We start from the raw sequence: 19,741 nt of genomic DNA, 5'->3' as shown, positions 1-19,741 counted from the left end.
TCAGCAGTGAAACGATGCATCGCCGATGGTAGTGTGGGGTTTCCCCATGTGAGAGTAGGTCATCGTCAAGATTCAATCCCGAAACCCCTCATCGCTCACGCGGTGAGGGGTTTTGTCTTTTCCGGCTCTGAGAAATCATCAGCCTCAGGCAAACAGACTGCGTACGTTGCTCATGGCGCTGTCTGCGAAGCCCTGTAGAAACGCCTCGAAGTCTGGCAACGCCTCAGGACCTCCCTGGTCCGGTTCAGCAATGATCGTCCAGGTCGCAACACACTCATTGTCACCCTTGGGCTGCACCGTCATGGAGGCCCACAGATTGCCGACAGGCAGACTGGTATGTATCAGCGACCAGGTCATGTACAGCGCTTGATCATCCAGGCTATTCAGCTGTTCGATGGCGAAATTGCCATCCTTGAACAGCTTTTTGCGCACCGAACGAACACCTTTGCCGGTGACCTCGGTGCTCTCCAACGCAGGAATGAAGGCTTGAAAGCCACCGAAGTCTCCGACGACGGCCCACACACTGTTGGCATCGCTCGGGATCTCCACTGCCGCTGATACACGGCACAACGTGGGGTTCTTGATGAGGGTGTCAGGCTTGAGGTTGTTGTGGATCGTGTTCATGTCGCTCTCCATTACATTTGATTGATGACTCGACTCAGATGAAGTCGATTTCCTTCAGGTAATCGCAGCCCTTGCGCAAAAGCGCCGGGGTTTTCTGCGGGTACTGCTCGCCCATCTGGCGGATGCCAGCCAGGGTGTTCTGGTACTCGATCATCGAGATGTCCCCGATGTCCTCTTCGAAGCCGTCCAGGTAGAAACCGAGTACGCCAAACAAGGCGTTCTCACTGTCGACGCGGTTGAGTTGTGCCTGCCAATGAGCAACGCTGACCAATTCGAACTTGCGACCTGCTTCGCGGAACGATTCCACGTAGTGGTTCCAGCTCAGCGGTTCGGGGTTATGCAGATTGAATACAGCGCGGTCGGGCTGGTAGCGACTGGTATGGAAGCCAATGAAACGGGCGAGGAAGTCCACTGGCATCAAGTCGAAGCTGATGTCGAACTCCGGAACCTGCTCCAGTTGCAGCGAACCCTTGAGCATCAGCATCAAGCGGTTCTTCTGCGGCTGGCACACGCCAGTGCGGCTGTTGAAGGCGATGTTGCCGGGCCGGTAGATGTTGACCCACACGCCTTGATCCCTGGCGCATTGCAAGATGCGTTCAGCGACCCACTTCGAGAGGTTGTAACCGTTCTTGATGTAGATTGGCGGTGTAGCGGCAGCCGGTTGTTCAAGTACCGTGCCTGCACCATCAACTGCGCTGCAGGCTGACAAGGTCGAGACGAAATTGAAGACTTTCTTGCTGCGTCCCTCACACAATTTCAGGCATTCAAAGACCGGCTCAACGTTGTCCTTGAACAGCGCTTCGTAATCCTGAACATGGTTCACGTTGGCTGCGTTATGCACCAGCGCGCCAAAGTCACGATCCAGCCGCTCATACACCGCTTCGCTCAAGCCCAGACGCGGCTGGGTAACGTCGGCGGCATGGACCGTCACCCGACTCAAGTCCAGATGTTCAAGCCTGTTTTCCGCCAGCGACTGTTCGAAGCGCTCCTGCGCGCTCTGGCCGGCTGATTCACGCACCAGACACGCAATCTCGGTCGCACCCCATTCCAGCAATGCCTGGACGATGTGCACACCGAGAAACCCGTTGGCCCCGGTCACGATCACTTTGTGGACATCGCCCAGTCGGCTGACAGGCAGCGCCATTATCTGAATGTCGGGGTTGGCATCAAGCAACGCTTTTGGGCTGATGGTGTAGGTCGAGCTGCCTTCGCTGTCGAGAAGACTTGCCAAGGTCAGCACGGTCGGTGCTTCTATGAAGCGGTTGATGGGGATGCTGCGTCCGAACCGCTCGCGAATTCCCAGCAGCATGCGTGACAGCAGAATCGAGTGGCCGCCCAGATTGAAAAAACTCTCGTCAGTCGAGATGTCACCGGTTGGTAGCTCCAGCAGCTCGGCCCACAATGCCAAAAGCTGTTCCTGCCGTTCGTTTTCCGGCAGGCGCCGCGATTGCTGATCGCTGAAACTCACCGGCAGCTCCAGCAACGCTTTGCGATCAGTCTTGCCGTTGCTGGCAAATGGCAACGCATCGACTTGGGTATAGGCAGCCGGGTGCATGTAGTCAGGCAGCAACTGCTGGACATGGGCCTTCAACGCGCTCAAGGTCGAGTCATCACTCAAGGCATCGTGAGGCTGAGCGACGAAGGCCAGAATGCGTCGCTGCGCATCGACGACCACCGCTACCTGTCGATACAGCTGACTGGCACGCAGGCAATGCTCGATCTCTTCCGGCTCTACCCGAAAGCCGCGAATCTTCACCTGATTATCACGACGTCCGCTCAGCTCGACACCGTCCACGGTCCACTTGGCCATGTCTCCGGTGCGATAGGCGCGCAGCCGTTCACCGTCCGGACGCGTCAGCCACACATAACGTTCAGCCGTCAGTTCGGGATTATTGAGGTAGCCCAGGCAAACCCCGGGCCCGACAATGTACAGCTCACCTTGGACCTCCTGAGCCACAGGCCGCAACTGGTCGTCGAGAATCCAGACCTGACTGTTGGCGATCGGTCTGCCCAGGTTCCGGTTGCTGCTGTCCGACTGGAACCGCCCGGCGGTCACCAGCACAGTCGCTTCGGTCGGCCCGTAGAGGTTGTGAAACTGACACTGTGCGGTGAGCCGAGTGATGACGTGAGGCTCACAGACGTCACCGCCGGTCACGACATGTTCAAGCCCCAGCGGCTCATCAAGTGGCAGGATGCTCAGCAACGCGGGCGGCAGAAAGGCATGTGTGATGCCCGCTTTCAAAACGCTGATCAGTTGCAGCGGATCGCGTCGCTGATCCTCATCAGGCACCACCAGTTCGGCGCCGCTGAGCCAGGTCGGGAAAATGTCGATCACGGATGAATCGAAACTCAGGGTCGAGAATTGCAGCACCCGGCTGTGTTGATTCAAATCCACATAGTCCGCATACCAGGCCGTGAAATGGCTGAGGTTGCGCTGGCTGAGCAGGACGCCCTTGGGATGGCCCGTAGTGCCCGACGTATAAAGCGCCATGCACGGCGCATCGCTGGCAGGGTATGCGTTTGCTGCGAGAAGGGCTGTCTCCTGGAGTTGCATGGCGCTGATGTTCAGCGCGGGGAACTCGGCGGCGGCCAATGGGTGCGTGCCGTCATGCAGCAATAGCATCGCCCCGGAGTTTTCGAGAATGTACTGCTGCCGCTGCAGTGGCAGAGCCGGGTCGAGCGGCAGGTAAACCGCTCCACAACCCAGAATGGCGAGCACGCCGGCATACAGTGCCGCGCATTTGGGCAGGCAGATACCAATCACGGGTGGCGTATCGGTGTTGCCAGCCTGCGCGATGAGCGGCAGCAGATGACGCTGAATGGCGGCGCTGTGCATGGCCAGTTCGCGATAACGGTACGACTGACCCTGAACCGACAAGGCTGGCCGCTCTGCAAACGTCTGCAAGGCCGCCGCCAGCCGCCGGGAGAGTGTCGTTTCCGCCAACTGCAACAAGTCCGGTCGCTGCGTCTGGTTGAACTGATGCTCGAACGGCAGCGCATCGATGGCCTGCAAGCCGTCCTGCCGCTCGCTCTGAGCGGGTTGCGCCACAGACAGTTGCGCGAAGTAATGATCGTCCCGTGAGCGTCGGCTCACCTGCAGGGCGATGATGTCCACCCATGCGGCAACAGCGTTGTCTCGCAGCATTCGACCATTGCCCGAAGGTTCGACGGGCAGCCACTCGCGAACGATCAGACGCTGTGCCTTGGCCGATCCATGCCAGCACAGCAGCTCCAGCCGTGGCAGCGATCCTGCCGTGTTGTCCAACCCGACACGCAGGCTCAGCACAGTCGGCTGGCCGAATCCTTTCAGGTCCTCAGTGCCCAACGCCAGACTGCCGTCCTCAATCAGCATCGAAGCGTGAGTCGTGCTGCATGATTGCGGCGCGGCCAGGTCGGTCAAGTGATGTACGGCGTGACCGTGAGCCTGCAGTTCGGTATTCAGTTCGCTCAAGGTCAGGCTGTGACCTAGAAGCACGATCTCCAGGCGTTTCATTGCAGCGTCCCCTGGGCAGGCAGGTAATCGGCCAGTGCTTTCTGTACACACGGGGCGTCCAGCATCGAGCTGGCCTTGAAGAAGCGCATGATGTTGCCGATCAGTGGGTGATGACGGTTGATCGGAAAGCTGACCGCCAGGGTTTCAGCCTTGAGGGCCGCTCTGACCGATTCAGCCACCGGCAGATGCTCGATCAGGGTGAAATCAAAACCGTGCTGGATATCGCTGGTCAGGTACTGGGCGATGAACACCGGCATGATGTCGGCGATGCACTGACGATCCGCCTCGCTTGCCGTGTGCCAATAGATACGCACCAGCCGCGCCCAGAAACCTGAATGGCGACCCTCGTCCAGCAGGTGGTCGGCCATCAGGCCCTTGACCGACTGCTTGACCGAGTCGTCCCTGGCAAAGGCCGCTACGTCGTTGGTGACAGTGTTTTCGGCGATGGCCACGCAGATCAGTTCCACGGCGCTGCGCAGGTGCTCCGGTGCCAGTGCAAGCGCGGCAGGGATCGCCCGGCTCAGTTCGATCTCGCCAGGCAGCGCGATGGGCTGTATGCCGGTCAGCGCGATGGTCTGCTGCATGAAATCCATGGCGACCAGCGCGTGGTAATCCTCATCCACCACCACGGTCATGGCGTCGTAGCGGCAGGCGAAGGGGAAACGAATCGCGAAGTTGTCCTTGGCGATACTGCGCGCGGTCTTGTCGACGATTTCGGTCTCGAAGATCACCACATCATTGATGAATTTGTAGAGGCTCTGAACCAGCACGTAATCACGCAGGTGCGCGCACTCGCGACTGAAGGTTTCGCTGAGCACCAGTGGCTGACGGCTGAGTGGGTAGATCAGTTTTCCATCGTTCTCGACAATCCTGCGCGGGCGAGTGCGAATGGTGGCGCGACCTTCCCACGCATCGATGAACGAGCTGTAGTCTTCTGCTTTCATGATGGCTTCCTTGTAGGGGCTTGAGCGCTGGCCGTTGAGGACAGCCCTCGGGAACTGACCGGAGCTAAGCGCTGACCTGCATCAGCGGTGCGCGCATGCTGAGCCGCAACGTGTCCCACAGCTGAACCCTGCTTTCCACGGCAGCAATGGCGGCCTGGTACACCTCTTTTTCCCGTTGCGGATCGCCCGCCACCAGGCGTGCCAACAGGTGCTCTGCAGCAGGACCGTGGTCTTCGGAGTCGACTTCGATGTGGCGCTCCAGGTAATAGCGAAAGGTCGGTGCCTGACTTCCGGTGATGCCCCAGTCATCGAGAATGCTTTGGAACATCAGGGGAATGACGCTCTCGCGACCATGCAGAAACGCGGCAGCCACGCTGTGAGCGGGTGCATGCAGCGCCGTATCGAGGGTGTTTGTCACGAACACCGATGCCGCCTGGCCTGCGTTGACGCGTTGCAGAGCGGTTGTGTAGTGCACACCCTGTTTTTGAAGCTCGATGAAGCGCTCGATCTGCAGTGTGCTGGCGCCTACCTCGCGCATGGCATCCAGATACAGCTCGAAATGGCTGTAGTGACCACGATCCAGTCGATCGTCGGATTCCTCCCCCAGCACGATCTCGTTGATCAGTCTGGCGGCGGCAGGATCTTTCGGCGGCAGCCAGGGCAACTGGGTACAGGTCAATTCCTGTTGCAGGCGTTTGGTGAGTGACATGAAATCCCATACCGCAAATACGTGGGTTTCCATGAAACGTCTCAGCACGTCCAGAGACGTGATTTCACTGAATATCGGATGACGGCTAAGTTCAAGTTTCTTTTGGTCCAGTCGTGTGTTTTGACAAGGCATGGCGATATCTCTGGTCATGTTTGATAGATGAAAGTTGGCGTATTGATTCGCAGCGTTTGTTCGCAGATCTCCCTCACCCGAATAACGGGCAAGCGAGCGCCTGCGGGTTGAAACGATTCAAGTCGTCAACGTTCTTTATGCCACTTCATTAAGTTGAACGGCGCCACGTGCCAGCGCCGTCAGCCCTTGGGGACGTGGGTTTGCGCTGTTACAGCACACTCCGCAAGGACTGCGGAGAAAAGTTAAAACACAATTAAGTACTTGTGCAATGGGTTTCTTGCATTATTTTAAGTTGTGATTTATCAGGGTTGAAAGTTGCTATATAAAACTTGGCGTTCAAGGTTTATAGGGGTGTGAGCAACCCTTCCGGTCGATAATGGCCAGAATTATAAATAATGAACGAATGCCTCGTTCAGCGTTGCCGTTATGCCGAACTATTAGAGTAAGTATGTTTTTGGCGGGCGATATCGGAAACGACTTCCAATGTCTCTCTGCCCGTTGCACTGACTCCTTTTCGTGGCGTTCACATGAACAGATATCACCGCCTGGACGACGCGCAGGCGGTGAATCCCGACCAGCATGAACACTCCGGTTGGATCCATCGTGGTTACGGCCGAGTTTGCCTTATTCAGGCGACACACCACCTGGCGGCCCGGAAAATAGATATAAAAACGCCCGACGAGAAGTTGCCGGGCGCTGAAAGGAGAGGGGTCAAAAGCGGCTGATCCGGATGGAAAAGCCGCGGGGAGGGGTCAGTCGTGGGTCTTTTTGCGAGGGCGGACGGTTTGCTCTGCGCTGGCCTTGCTGTTCAGATATTGAGTAATGGCCTGAACGCCGCGATTGAGGTGATGTTGCAGGGCCGCCACGGTCTCCTCCACTGCTTTATCTTCGGCGAGGCGAAGCAGTTCCCAGTGGTCGTCCTGGGAGAGTTTGCCAAGCCCCATGGACGAAAGATTGAAGCGCAGAAAACGTTCTTCTTCGTTCAAGCCTTCTTCGACCAGTTGCATCAGGCGCTTGTTGGGCGTTCTGGTGTACAGCGACATGTGAAACAAGCGGTTGAGTCTGCCGATCTGGGTGTAGTCGGTCTCCACTTCGAGCTGTTCGATGTAGCTTCTTGAGGCTGCCAGGTCTTCTGCGGTCAGGTAGGGGATCGACAGCCGTAATGCTTCGGACTCCAGCAAGATGCGCAACGAGTAGGCATCAACCGCATCTTCGGTGATCAATGGCGCTACTACGGCGCCTTTGTGCGTTTCCACCCGCAGCAGGGACTGCGCTTCAAGTTGCCGCAAGGCTTCACGCACGGGCATCCGGCTTACGCCAAACAGCGTTGCCAGTTCCTGTTGGCGCAATGCAGTGCCGCTCGGCAAGCTGCCGTCGATGATTGCATTGCGCAGCTTTTCCTCGATAACGGCCCGTGCAACATTGGCTGCAGGCTGCTCGTTGCCCAGTACCGAGCTTAAAAAGGCTTCTCTATCTGATTTACGCATCGCCATACTTCTTCATCACCCCGGCAAGATGGGATCCAATAATTAGCTGGACTGCCGACAGACTAGCCAAGACTTGCCAGAAAGTCGCGAGCGTAGAGGTGTGTTCAGTATTTTTAGTGGAGCACATGAGTCGCATTTTTGTGAGCAATCGTTGATACGTTCAACGCTATCTTAGCGTCCCTCAGGCCGAGTGCCGAATGAGCATTTATACACATAGCCATTTTCAGCGATGTTTTCATCGCTGAACGCGCTGGCAGGTCACTGCCAGCGCGCACGAGCGGCCAGGCCAAAAGCGTCCCACGGGCCGTCAGCTGCGGGGTAGACGTCCTGACACAAAATGCTGAACGTCATTGAAACCGGGCGTCGATGCATGACCGGGCGTCACCAGCGAATCGATGAACGCCTCGTCTTCCGGGGTAATGACAACGTCCAGTGCCTTCGTGTAGCCATCCCACTGTTCTTCGGTCCGGGGCCCGACGATGGCGGAGGAGACCGCCTGGTTGTTCAGCACCCAGGCAATGGCGAACTCCACCATGCCGACACCTTTTTCCTGCACGTGCGCCTGAATGCGTTGCGCGATGCGCAAGGATTCCACACGCCACTCCGTCTCCAGCAGCCGCTTGTCCTGACGGCCGGCACGGGTACTGCTGTCAGGTGTGACGTCGGGCGCGTACTTGCCGCTGAGTACACCTCGCGCCAGCGGACTGAACGGCACAACGCCCAGCCCGTAAAACGCCGCGGCAGTGATCTGTTCGACTTCTGCCTGACGGTTGACGATGTTGTACAGCGGCTGGCTGACGACGGGCTTGTCCACGCCCAGGCGCTGCGCGACATTGACGATTTCCGCGATCCGCCAGCCACGGAAGTTGGAGACGCCCCAATAGCGGATCTTGCCTTGGCGTATCAGCTCGCCAATGGCCGACACCGTGACTTCCAGTGGCGTGTCGTGATCCTCTCTGTGCAGGTAATAGATATCCACATAGTCGGTGTTCAGCCGGCGCAGGCTGTGTTCGATGGCGTTGAACACATGCTTGCGACTCAGGCCCGCGCGATTGGGAATATCACTGGGGGCGCTGTAGCCGAGCTTGGTCGCCAGCACCCAGTCGCTGCGACGCGAGGCGATGGCCTGGCCCACGAGTTCCTCCGAGCGGCCGCCGTTGTACACGTCTGCCGTGTCGACGAAATTGACGCCCTGATCCCAGGCCTTGTCGATGATGCGCAAGGACTCGTCGGCACCTGTCTGCTCGCCGAACATCATCGAGCCCAGAGTCAGTGTTGAAACCTTGAGGCCGGACTGGCCAAGAACACGATAATTCATGTGTAACCTCCTCCTTGTCATTCACGCGGGATCAGTCGGACATATTGGCGCGTATGCCAAGGCATTGAAAAGGTGAGTCGACCCTCGGTCAGATACATGGCGGCCTAGCGGATATCCGGCAGGCCCCAGTCCTTGAGCGAGAAATCGGCCAGTGAATCAATGACCAGATCCGCATGCTCATATTGTTCACGCGGCATGTGCGAATCAGGCACGGCCACGGCATACATGCCCGCCGCCTTGGCAGCGGTGACGCCGAACGGCGAGTCCTCGAACACCAGGCAGTCGGCCGGATCCACACCCAGGCGGCGCGCAGCGACCAGAAAGATGTCCGGTGCCGGCTTGGCGGCCGTCACTTCCGGGTCATCAGCGGTGACCACCGTTTCGAACAGTTCGAACCAGGCGCGATGCAGCGTGGTCTTGGCGTGGAAGTAATGCACCGAGGAACTGGTGCCCACGGCGATGGGAATGTTGTGCTCGGCCAGATGACGCACCAGCGCCTCGGCACCCGGCATTGCAGGCGAATGCGGGAAGCGCTCGTCGAGCATCGGCTGGCGAATCTCCAGAAACTCCTCGGCGGTCATCGGCAGCTCCAGCGTCTTGGTCACGTACTCCGCGAAGTCGTTGGCGCCCCGGCCGATGGTGTGCTGCTTGATCGCCCAGTCAAATGTTTTGCCATGGCGGCTGGCGATGGCGTGGGTGACTTCGGTGTAGATCCCTTCGCTGTCGAGCAGCAGGCCGTCCATATCAAAAATGACGGCCTTGATCGGGCCAAGTGGGTTCTGCGTCGTGCTCATGTGATTCCATCCGGTTAGCAAATTCGTTTCAGCCTAACGTTTCCGCCAAGAGCATGGCTACCCCATGTTTCAGGGATCGGCGCTTGAAAGCCTTTTCGGAACGGCCTGTTCGCAACAAAAGGCAGAAGGCCATGTCCAAAGGGCCTCAATAAGTGCAACCGCACACAGAACTGACCAACTATGCTGGGCCGTCGCGAGCTGCCGGTGATAATCTCTCGCGACTTTTCGGCAGTGCTGCACGCTCTGTCGACCCGCGACTCACAGCTGTGAACACGCTGTGATTTCAGGGACGACTTCTCATTATCAGAACGGACATCTTCGAGTCACTATGAATAAATCAGCAGGTATAGCGGTTGGCGTGATCGTCGTGGCAGGAGCTCTGGCGACGGCTGGCGCCTGGTACACCGGTACGCAACTGGAAGGCGCGTTGAACGACTCCATCAGCCAGGCCAACCAAGAGCTGGCGAAATCGTTCAAGGGCACCGACACCAGCGTCAAGCTCGAAATGCTCTCCCTTGAGCGCAATTTCTTCAGCAGCACTGCGCACTACCGCGTCGATATCCAGAACCTGTCCGATAGCACCCAGGGCGGGCAGTTCCTGTTCGTCGATCACATCCAGCACGGGCCTATACCGCTGTCCCGCCTGAAGACCCTGAATCTGGTGCCTGTCATGGCGCTGAGCAATTTCGAGATGGAAAAAAGCCCAAGCTCGGAAAAGTGGTTCGCGCTGAGCAAGGACGTATCGCCGCTCAAGGGGCAGGCCAGCATCGGTTATGACCGTGCCACCAAAGGCTGGGTGCAACTGGCACCGCTGGAAATGAACGACACTGACGGTACGTTCAAATTTTCCGGCATGACTGTGAATGCGGCGTCTTCGGCTGACGCTCAGAAGTTCGACCTCGACGGCAGTCTGGATAACCTGCAACTCAATGTCCTGTCGCCTGACGGTCCGGTGAACATCGAAGTCAAAGGCATGACGTTCGACACCGGCGGCACCAAGGGTAAATCCGGGTTTTACCTGGGTCATACCAATATGAAAATCCAGGCCGCCGCCTTCCAGCTGGTCGGCAAACCGCAGGTTCAGCTCAAGGATTTCACCAACACCAACCTCGCTCAGGAAGATGCCGGTAACTTTGCGGCGCAGGTCAACTACGACATCGGCATGATCGCCTATGGCGGCAAGGACGTCGGTGCTGCACATCTGGGCATCAAGATCGCCAACTTCAATGCGGTGGCCACTCAGGCGCTGTACCAGCTTTACCAGAACACCATCCTGCCGCAACAGCAGGCTGCCATTCTGGCCGAGCGTCCGTTGCAGCTTGAGTTGACGCCTGCCGAGCGTGAAGTGATGAACACCCAGACGAAAACGCTGCTGGCCGGCAAGCCACGTATCGAACTGGAGAAACTCTCGCTCAAGACCGCCAACGGCGAAAGCCATATGCAGATTGCAGTGGACCTGACCGATCCGGGTTCGCTTGACCAGCCGGCCGACGCGCTGGCCGTGAAAACTGTAGGCGAGGTCAACGCCAGGGTCGTGCTTTCGAAGCCGATGATCCGCGACATCGTCACCCAGCAGGCTATTCGTGAAGGCCAGACTGATTTGAAGGCCATCGCCGAGCAGGCCAGTGCTGCCAGTGACATGGCCAGCGCCATGGCCGAGATGATGCAACTGGCCAAGGTCGAGGGTGAGACCATCGTCTCTGACCTGCATTACGCCAACAACATGGTCGACTTCAACGGCCAGAAGATGACCCTGCAGCAGTTCATGGCGACGGTCATGGGCAAAGTCGGCGCGCTGGGCGCCCAGTAAGCCTGCATGTCGCTCGGGGCTGCAATCGCAGCTCTGAGCTACGCCTTCTTCAGGGAAACGTCCCGCATCAGCGTTCTGATGACTTCCAGCGTCTGGTGGTAAACCGTTCCGTAATGGTCATGATGACAGCACGGCCTGACCGAAAGGGTGATGGCATCCGCGGTCGCAGCGGACAAGTGCACATCCACCTGAGGGCTGGGCAGTACGTTGGGAAGGCTGCCCACCTGATCCTTGAGCCGCGAGATAACCGCCTGTTCGTCTTCCGTGTTCGGTAACGTCGCGGTGAGCTCCACGCGCCGGAAATCATTACTGGAGTAATTGATGATCGTGTCGGCGAAAATCTTGTTGTTGCCGACCAGATTGAGCACATTGTCAGCCGTGTTGATGGACGTCACGAACAGCCCGATCTCGACCACTGTCCCCGTAACACCCGCCGCCGTAATCGCATCGCCGACCTTGAACGGCCGCAACACAATGATGAAACCACCCGCCGCCAGATTCGCCAGCAAACCCGACCACGCCATGCCGATCGCCAGCCCGACCGCTGCCAGCAGCGCTGCGAAACTGGTGGTCTCGATCCCGCAGTAACTGAGAATCGCGATGACCAGAATGATGTTCAGCGTGACGGTAATGAACGAGCCCACATAGCGCAGGACTGTCGGATCGAACCGCTGGCGGGTCAGCGAGCGTTGCACCATCCTGACCAGCACCCCGATCAGCCAGCGCCCGAAGATCCACAGGAAGGCAGCGATGACCAGCTTCAGAACGATCGTCGCCCCATACTGCAACACGATGTTGAGTAACGAATTGACCTTGTCGGTGCCGACATTGATGACATTCAGCGCATCCATGAACGCAACTCCTGAACGTAAGGCTCGACCGGCAGATGGCCTGCCGTATGACCCCGTACATTGTTCAAAAAAACGCCATAACATCTACTGGCAGTTGTGACAGGAGGCGAAGTGCTGGTATTCGGCGGCGCTTGTTTTTTCGCTACTGAGTCAGTCCCACCAAGGTATCCGCCAACTGGCGGGTGCGCTGTGATGTTCCCGCCGTCATGTCGCTCGATCCTTCCAGCTCGCTCAACAGGCCCGTCAGCGTGCCGACCTCTGCCGACTGCTCTTCGATGTGTTGCGCAACCTTGCGAATCTCTTCCGCCAGACGCTCGATATCGGTGCCGATGTCGTTGGCGTTCTGCGACGTCTTTTGCGCCAGTTGACGAACCTCGTCGGCCACGACTGCAAAGCCACGTCCCATTTCGCCTGCGCGTGCGGCTTCGATGGCGGCGTTGAGCGCCAGCAGATTGGTCTGTCCGGCGATCTGTTGAATCGTCTGCACCACCGACTGAATGCGCAGGCTGGACCTGGCCAGTTCCCGCGAACCTGACACGACTTCGTCGGCCTGATTGACCAGGCTTTTGACGGTATCGCCAGCCTTGTCGATGACTTTTTCCTGATGCGTAATCGTTTGAGTCAGCTCATCCATCGAGACGTGCAACTCGCCTGAGTAGTGACGCAACTGCCCGGCAATTTCTTCCTGATCCTGGTGAGCTTTGACCAGCACATCGCCCAGATCGCTCAGGCCGCTGAACACCGGACGAATCTGTTCATCCAGACCGCTTGGGTCGATGGACTGGACGAAATTGCGCTGCTTGAACTGATCGATCTGCTTGACCACCACATGGCTCAGGCCCGCCAGTTTCTTGATCTGCCGACGCAGAAAGAACGCCTTGAACTCGCCGTAGTAGGCGATGAAGTTATCGATGTACTCGTCGCGGAACGACTGGCCTTCAGGCACCTTGAAAAAGAACACGGCGGTCAGCGTCTGATTGAGGTTCAGGCCGAGGATTTCCCCGAAGGTCGAGAAGCCAACGACAGGCGTATCGCCGAAGACGTCGTTCATGCGGCCCAGTTCGCTTCCATTGTTCAGGCGGCGCAGGATGCAGTCGCTCAACAAGCCCAGCAATGGCTTGCCGGACTTGCCCTGCAGGAAGCGGGCGAAATCCTTGCGCGTGCTGTCGATCATCGACGTTCGCTTGACCATCACCAGTTCTTCGCCTGGCGCTACGTCGCAGAACAGGTGGACCCGCTCGCTTTCGTAATCAATGCGCGCGATGGAACGCACGAACAGTTCCTCGCCCACCCGGATGGCGAACGAATACTGCGCCAGCTTGCTTTCCAGATCACGCCGCTCGCAGTGCAACGCCTCGCACAGCGCCGCCACCATGGTGCTGATCTCACCACGCGCGTTGACCACCTGGCTGATGTAACGCTCTTCCAGCGACGCGGTCAGCACACTCAGGCTCAGTGACGTCGGTTCGAAGTTCTGGCTTTTGAAAACTCCGAAGCGCACGTTCTTCGCGCTCTTGAGGAACACCACCTGAGCATGGTTCTCGTAACTGCGCTTGCCGTCGTGAATCAGCGTTTTCTGAAAGTCGCCCTTGCCACCGGCAGACCCGCCTACGAACAGGCATGGAAAGCGCCCGGACTCGTACAGCGCTTCCATGAAAAACGATTCCGACGCCGACAACCCGTCGAACGTGACATAGGCCAGCGTGTCGCGATGATCGATAGGCGTGCTCACTTGTGTGCGCTTGATCGAATCGGTCAGCCGCGCGATACGCTCACGCATGGAAAGCCGCTTGCCCGAGCCGCGAATGTCCTCACTGTGCAACGGAATATGCACCACTTCGGCACTCTTGATCACACTGGCGTCGAAGAGCGCCAGCACGATCCGGTCCCATCGATTGTCGGCTGCGCAATACAGCGAATCGTTGCTCGAACACAACTCGCCCGACGTTGTGCACAAGCTGATTTTTGCATTCGGAAAACGCGCCGCCACAGACTGCGCAACTTGATCGAAATCGACATGCGGCGAGACAAAACCGGTGAGGTAAACCGGGTCGAAACTCATGGCCGAGAGTTTTGCACTCAGCTCGCGGGCAGAGGTAATGACACTGAGAACGCCGCCGGTCCGTGTGGCGGTGGTCCGGAGACGGGATAGAAAGCTCATGATTGAGTCCGAAGAAGGTAGGAAGCGGAGGCCGCAGGGGATGCGGTCAGATCCTGTTTCATCGGCTGGAAGGGGGATTGCGGTAGGGCTGAGGGGTGAAAAACTGTCCGAATGGTCGGGATTTTGGATGGGTGGTTTTCTGCTCGCGGGTCGAATCCGTTTATGGAAGCGCCCAGACGTGTCTTTGCAGCGATACCGGCCTTTAGCGCAGTGCATCGGCGCTGCTCTTCCCCAGGAATTTCTGCGCGAACAGCACTCGTTGCTCCGGAGTATCAGCAGCGCCGCCTCGGGCCAGTTCCTTGATGCGAGCCTCCACCCCCTCGGCTCGATGGGCCAGACCACATTCATTGGCAATCTGTACACCCAGGTCGGGTCGGGCATTGATTTCGATGACCAGCGGCCCGAGATACTGATCCAGCATCATGTCCACTTCGATGTAACCCAGCCCACAAAGCTCATGGCACCTGGCAGCAAGCTTCATGAAGCCGTTCCAGGCCGGCAGCCGGAAGCCTTCGACAACATCAGTCTTATCCAGAGGCTTGCCAATGTCTTTGAGCCATGTACCTCTCAGGGTCATGCCTGACGCGAGGTCGATCCCGACACCGATGGCATCCGGCTGCCGACTGGCCCAGCCGGCCGATTGCCGTGTAGGGATACGCAGCATGGCCATTACGGGGTAGCCCAGCAACACGGTAACGCGAATATCGGGAACTCCGTCATCGCTGAAGCCTTGAAAGACATCATCCGGGATAACCCGGTATTCGATCAGCGCACGATCCTGGTCGCCCGGCGAATAGGCGCCGCCGAGGATGTCTGAAACATGGTCCTCAATGTCCGCGTGGGTGACGATCTGTCCGGACAGCGTTCGATAACGGTCTTCGAAGCGTTCGGTGATAACCAGAATGCCTGTTCCGCCACTGCCCCGGGCAGGTTTGATGACAAAGTCACTGTGCCCGTCGACAATCTGGCCAAGCTTCCTGATCTCTCTCTCAATGGTTATGACGCCATAGGTCTGCGGCATTTCAAGGCCTGCCTGCGTTGCTCGTTCCTTGGTAATGATCTTGTCGTTGACCAACTTGCCGAGACCGCGCTTGTTGTACTTGAGCTCATAGTCGAGATCGCGTCGATTGATGCCCGGTATGCCCCACGCGTTCAAGGCCTTGCGAATTTTCCACAGGCCGGTCATTGGGCTTTTCTCTCCACGAACGCTTTCAGCTCGACCAGCTCTGTCAGGCGATAGCCACGATAGCGCCCCATCGCCAGCATGAAGCCGGTCAGGACCAACAGCACGGCCGGGAAGGTAAAGACGAAGTAGACCAGCTCCGGCACGCTCATGATGATGTGCGCCAGCGACGCGGCGAAGAGGGTGCCGATTGCAACTTTCAGGGCGTGCCCGCCGCCGTTTTCCTCCCAGGTAATGGACAGGCGCTCGATGGTCATCGTCAAAATCACCATCGGAAAGAGTGCCACCGAAAGCCCGCGCTCCAGACCCAGCTTGTGGCTGAGCAGACTGACCGCGGCAATCAATATCACGACGAAGGTCAGCACTACAGACAGGCGAGGCAGCATCTGCAGTTTCAGGTGTTCAAGATAAGAGCGAAGCATCAGGCCCAATGCGGTGATGCCCGTGAACAGCAGAATGCCAAAGTCGAGTTGGGTTTCCCTGAACGCCAGCGCGATGAGCACCGGGGTGAACGTTCCCAGCGTCTGAAGCCCGATCAGGTTGCGCAACAGCAGAATCACCAGCACGCCGACCGGTATCACAATCATGATCATGAATGTTTTCTGAGTCTCCAGCGGCAGGCCGTACAACGAGTAGGACAGGAAACCGTTCTCTGCGCTTGCATCCGCCATCTTGGCCAACTGCATGGCATTCATTTCGCTGTTGTTCAGGCTGAAGCTTACCGTTGCGTTCTTTCCGCCATCGACGGTGATCAGGCCTTCGTTACCGATCCACCACAACAGCCTGTCATCCGGTAACCCGACCTGGCCCGTCTCCGGGTTGAAGTACAGCCACTTCTTGCCATTGAAACTGCGCAGCCAGAGTTCGGGCGTTTGCGGCTGATCGGCCACCAGTCGGATCGTGTGGACTCTTTCCATCGGAACATGTGCGAGCGAGAGGAGCAACTCAGTGATTTGCGCTTTTTTCTCTACCGACGTATTGCCCGCCAGCAGGAACCTCGCGTCATCGTTACCCGTATCGTTGACGCGCTTGATGGCCTCACTCATGAAGGTTTCGACGTCGGCGGAATGCCGACGGATCGGTGCCACCAGAGCCTCCGCCGCGATTTTCTCTGCACCCGCAACCGGCAGACTGTCGCGATAGATCGGTCCTTTTTCCTTGGGCTTCTCTCCACGATATCGCTCGGTCAGCACCAGCCGGTAATACAGCTCCTGAGTCCCCTTGGCCCGACGCGATGACCAGGTCGCCTTGCGATTGCCGTCCACCACATTGACGCTCACGCCATAGTTCCTGGAAATGAAGCTTTCGTTGAGGTTTACGTAGTCCGATGCCAGCGAAGGCAAGAACATCTGGACCTTGATCGCGTCGCCGACATTGGCCTGAAACTCGACCTTGGCATCAATGTTCCAGAGATGATCGGTTTCATTCTGAGTCATCGGGATGCCGAGAACGGCAATCTGATAGGCCGTAATCCCGATCCCCAACAGGGTCAGAATAGCGATCAGAAATTTCAGGTGGAGTGAGGTAGCGCGCATGGCTTTACTCTGCGTTGAGCGATGACGAGGTGAGTGTTGAAATCGAAGTACTAAGGCGGTGTAAGCAAACCATCGTCTTCAGCGGGGTGTACGGCTGGCCAGACAAGCAATCGTGTGCTGGCATCTCAAGCAGGATTGGCCGGATAGTTAAACAGCCAGTTTCCGCTGTCGATTTCTGCGAAGAACGTTTTGATAGGTGCAAAGCGGGATGGCACGCTCTTGACGTGTACAGATCAGGACAGGCAACACTCCGATCAAAGTCTGAACGGCAGGGCTGATCACGCCCGACGGGGCTATGCATCCGGCAATCAGCGGAGGTGCCTTCAGGCAGAGTAGTGGTGGGGGCTTTAGCGTCCAGCATGCATTGAATTCCATCCATTGAATAAGCATGACTCGGAAATTTGATTCCTTCGTGGCGGGTAGCATATTGCTATTTCCGCAGGCTTGGATACCTCTATCTGCTGGGGGTGGAGGCAATTTTAGCGTGGCCTCTGGAGGAGGATCAGTACGGGGGAAGCGCCTTAATCGCTTAACCGTACATGTGCAGCAGATCGTCGATCGGCTTGAGCTCATGTGCCGCGAACGGTGTTATGCCGAGCATGTTTCGTTGTTAGGCTCTGTACGAAAAGTACTGTCTCAAACACCGCATGGCACAAGCCAGTGAGACCATTGCCGCATAACTTTTTGCGAGTTTGTCGAAGCGCGTAACGATGCGACGGTTCTCCTTCAACCAGCCGAACATGCGCTCGATGATATTGCGCTGCCGGTACTTGGGCCGATCAAAAAGTCTCGGTAATCCCGGTTTAGGTTTGCGCTTCATCGTGCGTAGCGGGATTACCGGCTGCATCCGGTAACGGTCGCAGTAGCGACGCAACGCTTCGGCGTCATAGCCCTTATCAGCCAGCAACCAGCGACAGCGCTTGCGGGGACGACCGCGCAAACTCGGGATGTAAGCGTTATCCAGCAGCGGTTGCGCATAGCTGATGTCGCTGGCTTGCCCACCTGACAGTAGAAAGTTTAGCGGTACGCCATTGGCGTCGCACAGCATATGGATCTTCGTTGTCAGGCCGCCCCGGCTTCGACCGAGGGCGTGGTCTTGCGGTTCTTCAGGCCCCTTTTTTTCCCAGCACCAGAAGAGGCCCGGGTTGCGCGTACCGCCGTGGAGTCAATCATCCAGGTCTCCAGATCAATTAACCCTTGCTCGTTCAGCTTGATGTGGAGCCGCTTGAGCATCTGGTCGAACGTCCCGCGATTGCGCCAGTCACGAAAGCGTTGATAAACCGTTGACCATGGGCCGAAGCGTTCGGGCATGTCGCGCCAGGCAGCACCCGAGCAGAGCACCCAGAGCACACCGTTAAGCATCAGCCGATCATCTGCCCGTGGGCGTCCGTTACGGCGGGGTTCACTGAAGATGTCTGCAACCAAATCCCAGGCTGCGTCGGGGAGTTCGTACCGTTTGGCCATCGTGGGCTCCTGCCGTTGATGTACGCGGACTTTACTGACTCCCGACGCTTGCTGGGTTCAAATGAGTTTCAGATGATTTCGTACAGAGCCTAGGGACACTTCCCCCAGGAACCAGTTCCTCTAAGGACTTGGTAGGCTTACAGCTAAGGCCACCTGGACAGCTTACCGGTATTGTTTCCAACCCCAGCGGATCCACCCACCCCGTAGGGTTAGGCACGTACTGATAGTTGTTCAACCCACCCGCAAGCTTGATCGGGTCGGGCGTCAGAAACCGTCCAGTGCCCGGATTGTAATAGCGATGGCGGTTGTAGTGTAGGCCTGTCTCGGCATCGAAGTACTGACCCTGGAAGCGCAGCGGGTTGTCGATTCTGCGATATCGAGGGTCGCGAGGTTGCCGTAAGCGCGGTATTTGGCCGACCACATGATCTCGCCGCTGTAATCGGTGAGTTCCTGTGGGGTGCCGAGGTGGTCAAGCTGGTAGTAGAACGGCTGGGCCTTCAGTGGACCTTCGCCGTCAAGCATGGCCAAGGGGCGGAAGGTGCCCGGTTCGTAGATATAGGTGCGATATCGGTTGGTCGCGCTTTCGGCGATCAGGCGTTCGCCTTGCCACAGGAATTCGGTGGTGTGGCCATCGACGGTCTTTTCGATGCGGCGACCAAAGGCGTCGTATTTGTAGGACGCGGTGCTGCCGCCCGGCAGGCTGACGCCGATCAGGCGGTGCTGGCAGTCGTAGCGGTATTCGGTGACGAGTTTCTGGCCGGTGCCGCGTCGCTCGCGGATCTGGTTGCCGTAGGCGTCGTAGTCGTAGTGCCGGTCGCCCTGCATGAGCAGGCGGTTGCCTTTGACGTTGGCCAGGTTGGCGACTGGCAGGTCGTTCTGGGCGAGCAGGTTGCCGGCCGGGTCGTGGGCGAAACTTTCAGGGGTGCTGCCGCGCACGCTGATCAGGCGATCCAGCGGGTCGTAGTGGAAGCTGCGATTGCCTTTTCGACTGTCGTTGACGCCTGCCAGATTGCCGTTTGCGTCGTACGCGTAGTGGCGATGGAACAGGTGGCGGTCCTGCTGGCTGACACTGTGGGCCTGAAGGCGACCCTAGTCATCGTACTAATACTGGCTGAGCAACAGACCCTGCTTACGTTCTTTCTAAACGTCAGAGCTATTTAATTAATTTAGCATAAGCTCTTTAATATTTTTATGTTGTCCAATCCCTTGGATCTACCGATCCCCAATCTTCGTCAT

Annotated in this window: 13 protein-coding genes and 1 pseudogene; 1 reads left to right on the top strand and 13 read right to left on the bottom strand. The window is 57.8% G+C overall.

The window, feature by feature from the left end; all coding sequences use genetic code 11:
* Positions 1-144 precede the first annotated feature (144 nt).
* The 7 genes from JTJ32_RS25680 to JTJ32_RS25650 form a co-directional block, all read right to left on the bottom strand.
* On the bottom strand, positions 145-624 hold the full coding sequence (locus tag JTJ32_RS25680; RefSeq protein ID WP_210043725.1) for an SRPBCC family protein: 480 nt from the start codon (positions 622-624) through the stop codon (positions 145-147).
* A gap of 34 nt (positions 625-658) precedes the next feature.
* Positions 659-4,117, bottom strand: coding sequence for a non-ribosomal peptide synthetase (locus tag JTJ32_RS25675; RefSeq protein WP_210043724.1), 3,459 nt, complete (start codon positions 4,115-4,117; stop codon positions 659-661).
* On the bottom strand, positions 4,114-5,061 hold the full coding sequence (locus tag JTJ32_RS25670) for a diiron oxygenase (protein WP_210043723.1): 948 nt from the start codon (positions 5,059-5,061) through the stop codon (positions 4,114-4,116). The genes JTJ32_RS25675 and JTJ32_RS25670 overlap by 4 nt, the downstream gene beginning before the upstream one ends.
* Positions 5,062-5,125: 64 nt before the next feature.
* Entirely contained in the window at positions 5,126-5,902 is a 777-nt protein-coding gene (locus JTJ32_RS25665) for a DUF3050 domain-containing protein (RefSeq protein WP_210043722.1), read from the bottom strand.
* 752 nt (positions 5,903-6,654) lie between these two features.
* Complete coding sequence (locus JTJ32_RS25660; RefSeq protein WP_099227537.1) at positions 6,655-7,389, bottom strand: GntR family transcriptional regulator; 735 nt, start codon at positions 7,387-7,389, stop codon at positions 6,655-6,657.
* Positions 7,390-7,696: 307 nt separating this feature from the next.
* Positions 7,697-8,707: an aldo/keto reductase gene (locus tag JTJ32_RS25655; protein ID WP_099227514.1), complete on the bottom strand. Its 1,011-nt coding sequence runs from the start codon at positions 8,705-8,707 to the stop codon at positions 7,697-7,699.
* 104 nt (positions 8,708-8,811) lie between these two features.
* Positions 8,812-9,501 (bottom strand): HAD-IA family hydrolase, encoded by a 690-nt coding sequence (locus JTJ32_RS25650; RefSeq protein WP_180274292.1) that lies wholly within the window; start codon positions 9,499-9,501, stop codon positions 8,812-8,814.
* A 328-nt stretch (positions 9,502-9,829) separates the two neighbouring features.
* Between JTJ32_RS25650 and JTJ32_RS25645 the strand changes: the two genes are divergently transcribed.
* Positions 9,830-11,311 (top strand): YdgA family protein, encoded by a 1,482-nt coding sequence (locus JTJ32_RS25645; RefSeq protein ID WP_184323582.1) that lies wholly within the window; start codon positions 9,830-9,832, stop codon positions 11,309-11,311.
* A gap of 38 nt (positions 11,312-11,349) precedes the next feature.
* Here JTJ32_RS25645 and JTJ32_RS25640 read toward each other — a convergent pair whose 3' ends face one another.
* The 6 genes and pseudogenes from JTJ32_RS25640 to JTJ32_RS25615 all read right to left on the bottom strand — a co-directional run.
* Entirely contained in the window at positions 11,350-12,162 is an 813-nt protein-coding gene (locus JTJ32_RS25640; RefSeq protein WP_210043720.1) for a mechanosensitive ion channel family protein, read from the bottom strand.
* A gap of 142 nt (positions 12,163-12,304) precedes the next feature.
* Entirely contained in the window at positions 12,305-14,323 is a 2,019-nt protein-coding gene (locus JTJ32_RS26965; RefSeq protein ID WP_210043718.1) for an FIST N-terminal domain-containing protein, read from the bottom strand.
* Positions 14,324-14,525: 202 nt separating this feature from the next.
* Positions 14,526-15,509, bottom strand: coding sequence for an alpha-L-glutamate ligase-like protein (locus JTJ32_RS25630; protein WP_210043715.1), 984 nt, complete (start codon positions 15,507-15,509; stop codon positions 14,526-14,528).
* Positions 15,506-17,041 (bottom strand): osmotic stress tolerance membrane protein RloB, encoded by a 1,536-nt coding sequence (gene rloB / locus JTJ32_RS25625; RefSeq protein WP_210043713.1) that lies wholly within the window; start codon positions 17,039-17,041, stop codon positions 15,506-15,508. The genes JTJ32_RS25630 and rloB overlap by 4 nt, the downstream gene beginning before the upstream one ends.
* A gap of 610 nt (positions 17,042-17,651) precedes the next feature.
* Positions 17,652-18,505, bottom strand: a protein-coding gene (locus JTJ32_RS25620; RefSeq protein ID WP_210043711.1) for an IS5 family transposase whose coding sequence is annotated in 2 segments (ribosomal slippage) — positions 17,652-18,161 and positions 18,164-18,505 — 852 coding nt in all. Because the reading frame shifts where the segments join, the coding sequence is not laid out codon by codon here.
* Positions 18,506-18,656: 151 nt separating this feature from the next.
* Positions 18,657-19,645: pseudogene (locus tag JTJ32_RS25615) on the bottom strand (RHS repeat domain-containing protein); the annotation flags it as partial.
* Between the last annotated feature and the right edge of the window lie 96 nt (positions 19,646-19,741).

The sequence above is a fragment of the Pseudomonas alliivorans genome (assembly GCF_017826695.1).
Lineage (GTDB): Bacteria > Pseudomonadota > Gammaproteobacteria > Pseudomonadales > Pseudomonadaceae > Aquipseudomonas > Aquipseudomonas alliivorans.
This window is presented reverse-complemented; position numbering and strand designations above follow the sequence as displayed.

What these genes read in the sequence shown, in the direction of transcription:
- JTJ32_RS25680 (WP_210043725.1), bottom strand. Translation starts at nt 624, where the DNA reads ATGAACACGATCCACAACAACCTCAAGCCTGACACCCTCATCAAGAAC.
- JTJ32_RS25675 (WP_210043724.1), bottom strand. Translation starts at nt 4,117, where the DNA reads ATGAAACGCCTGGAGATCGTGCTTCTAGGTCACAGCCTGACCTTGAGC.
- JTJ32_RS25670 (WP_210043723.1), bottom strand. Translation starts at nt 5,061, where the DNA reads ATGAAAGCAGAAGACTACAGCTCGTTCATCGATGCGTGGGAAGGTCGC.
- JTJ32_RS25665 (WP_210043722.1), bottom strand. Translation starts at nt 5,902, where the DNA reads ATGCCTTGTCAAAACACACGACTGGACCAAAAGAAACTTGAACTTAGC.
- JTJ32_RS25660 (WP_099227537.1), bottom strand. Translation starts at nt 7,389, where the DNA reads ATGCGTAAATCAGATAGAGAAGCCTTTTTAAGCTCGGTACTGGGCAAC.
- JTJ32_RS25655 (WP_099227514.1), bottom strand. Translation starts at nt 8,707, where the DNA reads ATGAATTATCGTGTTCTTGGCCAGTCCGGCCTCAAGGTTTCAACACTG.
- JTJ32_RS25650 (WP_180274292.1), bottom strand. Translation starts at nt 9,501, where the DNA reads ATGAGCACGACGCAGAACCCACTTGGCCCGATCAAGGCCGTCATTTTT.
- JTJ32_RS25645 (WP_184323582.1), top strand. Translation starts at nt 9,830, where the DNA reads ATGAATAAATCAGCAGGTATAGCGGTTGGCGTGATCGTCGTGGCAGGA.
- JTJ32_RS25640 (WP_210043720.1), bottom strand. Translation starts at nt 12,162, where the DNA reads ATGGATGCGCTGAATGTCATCAATGTCGGCACCGACAAGGTCAATTCG.
- JTJ32_RS26965 (WP_210043718.1), bottom strand. Translation starts at nt 14,323, where the DNA reads ATGAGCTTTCTATCCCGTCTCCGGACCACCGCCACACGGACCGGCGGC.
- JTJ32_RS25630 (WP_210043715.1), bottom strand. Translation starts at nt 15,509, where the DNA reads ATGACCGGCCTGTGGAAAATTCGCAAGGCCTTGAACGCGTGGGGCATA.
- rloB (WP_210043713.1), bottom strand. Translation starts at nt 17,041, where the DNA reads ATGCGCGCTACCTCACTCCACCTGAAATTTCTGATCGCTATTCTGACC.